At 67.1% G+C, this 2,936-nt stretch carries 4 protein-coding genes; 2 read left to right on the top strand and 2 right to left on the bottom strand.

Annotated elements, in window-relative coordinates:
• Positions 1-3 precede the first annotated feature (3 nt).
• Positions 4-1,365 (top strand): S1C family serine protease, encoded by a 1,362-nt coding sequence (locus ABW137_RS10020; RefSeq protein WP_526399402.1) that lies wholly within the window; start codon positions 4-6, stop codon positions 1,363-1,365.
• Between the two features lie 17 nt (positions 1,366-1,382).
• Here the strand turns inward: ABW137_RS10020 and ABW137_RS10025 are convergent, their stop codons facing one another.
• Positions 1,383-1,655 carry a hypothetical protein gene (locus ABW137_RS10025; protein ID WP_526399398.1) on the bottom strand — a complete coding sequence of 91 codons (273 nt, stop codon included), beginning with the start codon at positions 1,653-1,655 and terminating at the stop codon, positions 1,383-1,385.
• Positions 1,656-1,890: 235 nt separating this feature from the next.
• Between ABW137_RS10025 and phoU the strand changes: the two genes are divergently transcribed.
• On the top strand, positions 1,891-2,538 hold the full coding sequence (phoU, locus tag ABW137_RS10030) for a phosphate signaling complex protein PhoU (RefSeq protein ID WP_526399400.1): 648 nt from the start codon (positions 1,891-1,893) through the stop codon (positions 2,536-2,538).
• Positions 2,539-2,588: 50 nt separating this feature from the next.
• Here the strand turns inward: phoU and ABW137_RS10035 are convergent, their stop codons facing one another.
• On the bottom strand, positions 2,589-2,888 hold the full coding sequence (locus ABW137_RS10035; RefSeq protein WP_526399404.1) for an MTH1187 family thiamine-binding protein: 300 nt from the start codon (positions 2,886-2,888) through the stop codon (positions 2,589-2,591).
• Positions 2,889-2,936 lie beyond the last annotated feature (48 nt).

The following is a 2,936-nucleotide window of genomic DNA, read 5'->3' on the forward strand; positions in this document are numbered from 1 at the left end:
CGCGTGACCACGCCTCCGCAACACCCCGCCACTGGGCCGCAAGACCCATCACCGACCAATTTCGCTGCCGGACAGCATTACCCCGGCGCGCCGTATGACAGTGGTTCCCACAGTTCGTACGGCTGGCACGACCCCAACACCGACACGGCCCCGATACGTACCGACGCTGGCGAGACGGCAAACCGCTACGGCGCAGCGCCATTGCCTCTCCGTGACAACAAGCGGGGTCACCGCGGCGCCCTGATCATCGCGGCCGCCGCCCTCACCGCCGTCAGCGGGGGAGTCGGAGCTCTCACGGCAGTGACCGTTCAGCAGGCACGTGAACCCATTCCTGCCGCGACGCAATCGACCGCGGCACGGCCATCCGTCACTCAGCCGGTCGCCACGGTCCCTGCGGGATCGGTCGAGCAGGTCGCGGCCAAGGTGATGCCGAGCGTCGTCAAGTTGACCGTCGAGACCGGAGATCACGGGGGCGAGGGATCCGGCATCGTCTTGAGCCCAGACGGCCTCATCCTGACCAACAACCACGTCGTGGCGGCCGCATCGACAGACGGGGACAGCGGCGCACAGCCAGCTGCCCTTGGGGCGAGTGACACCACCAAGAGCGTGACGTTCTCCGATGGCCGAACGGTGCCCTTCACCGTCGTCGGCACCGACCCAACGGGTGACCTGGCCGTCGTTCGCGCCGAAGGTGTTTCGGGTCTGACGCCGATTGCGATCGGCTCGTCCAAGGACGTGACGGTCGGCGAACCCGTCGTCGCGATCGGATCCCCGCTCGGACTGCAAGGCACGGTGACCGCCGGCATCGTCAGTGCTCTCAACCGCCCGGTAGCCGCGGGAGACGGGCCGGGGAGCGACGTCTCGGTGCTCGACGCACTGCAGACCGACGCGGCCATCAATCCAGGCAATTCCGGCGGCGCGTTGGTGAACATGAAGGGCGAGCTCATCGGAGTCAATTCAGCGATTGCGAGCATGAGTGCATCGGAGGCCGGTTCTAGTGGCGGCCAGTCGGGTTCGATAGGGCTGGGCTTCGCCATTCCGTCTGATCAGGCGAAGCGGATCGCCGACCAACTCATCTCCACTGGGACGGCCACCCATGGTTCGTTGGGCGTGCAAATGGCCGACGACGGCAACAGCAGCGATACCGGCGCTGCGATCGCCCAGGTCGTGGCGGAAGGTCCCGCCGCCGCAGCCGGTGTACCCAACGGTGCGGTGATCACCAAGGTCGACGACCAGATCATCGACGGACCGGAGGCGTTAGTGGCGGCCATCCGATCGAAGGCGCCGGGCGACAGCGTCGCAGTGACCTACCTCGACGCTTCCGGTGCGTCCCAGACCGCCCACGTGACGCTCGGCAAGGCCTGAGCGGCCGCGCGCGACGGCTAGCCGAAGCGGGTCTTGAGTGCGTCCAGCATCCTGACTGCTTCCGCGATGCGCCCTTGGACCACGACGAGCCGTTCCGGCGGATCGACGTCGCCTGCCGCTTCGCAACGCGCTCGCCAGTGGGCTTCGGCCTTCGCGACCTTCTTGCGCATCGCGGCGACCTCGCCGCGCAGCAGTGTGATGAAGAGCGAAGCTTGGACCCGCTCGGCGGGCTGAGTCAACGGCGTCACCTGGGCCGGTTCGGCGTCGGGTGAGGACCCACTCTTACTCATTGCACCGTGCCACTAGCCCGACCACCCCCGGGCATGGTCCGTGCGCCAGCCAACGGCGAGCCGGTCGGGCACGTCAGACAGCGTCATGATTCCCCTCGAATCGGACTCTCTGGTGCGATAGCTTGTCCGGTCCACACCACGCACGCCCAGCGGTTCACCTGTTGGAACGAACCTGTTCACGACGCGTTCAGGGGTCCATGTTGCGGTGGGGTGTCTGCGCCTTATTGTCGGGCCCATGCGTACCGTCTTCCACGAGCAGCTCGACTCGCTGATCGAAACCCTCAGCAGTATGTGCGGCCTGGCTGGGCTTGCCATGGAGCGAGCCACCCAGGCACTGCTGCAAGCGGACTTGGTCGTGGCCGAGCAGGTGATCACCGATCACGACAGCCTGACGCGGATGCAGGCCGAAGCGGAGGCGGCGTCGTTCGGCCTGCTGGCCCTGCAGGCTCCGGTGGCGGGCGACCTGCGCATCGTCGTCGGTTCGATGCAGAACGTGGCCGATGCCGAGCGGATGGGCGGTCTGGCCCTGCACGTCGCCAAGATCGCCCGCCGCCGACACCCCGTTCCCGCCTTGCCGGAGGAAGTCAACGGTTACTTCGCCGAGATGGGTCGCATCGCCGTCGATCTCGGCAATAGCGCCAGGGAAGTCGTGCTGTCCCTCGATCGCGACCAAGCCGCCCAGATCAGTCGCGATGACCAGGTCATGGACGAAATCCACCGACACCTGTTCACCGTCCTGATGGACAAGGACTGGCCCCACGGCGTCGCCGCCGCCGTGGACATCACCCTGCTGGGCAGGTTCTACGAGCGGTTCGCAGACCACGCCGTGGAGATCGGGCGGCGGGTGGTCTTTCAGGCGACGGGACAGCTACCGCCGTCCTGAAACGCCGATCGGCGCTTCCGGTGTGAGCCTGGGCTGCTAGGACATCACGCCTAGGAGTCGAGCGCCTGCTCGATGCGCTCCACCTTCGCGGTCAACTGACCGGTGAACCCAGGCCGGATGTCGGCCTTGAGCACCAGGCTCACTCGCGGTGCCGCCGCGGCAACGGCCTCGACGGCGCGCTTCACCACCGCCATGACGTCGTCCCATTCGCCCTCGATGTTGGTGAACATCGCGTTGGTCTCGTTGGGTAGGCCGGACTCCCGCACCACCCGTACCGCTTCGGCCACGGCAGCACTGACACCGCCGGACTCGTCACCGCCGGACGGGCTCACACTGAACGCCACGATCATGGCGCCAGCCTGGCATACGACCGATGGCGCTGCGCACTGCCCCCCAAC

This window comes from Mycobacterium sp. (assembly GCF_040509115.1).
Lineage (GTDB): Bacteria > Actinomycetota > Actinomycetes > Mycobacteriales > Mycobacteriaceae > Mycobacterium.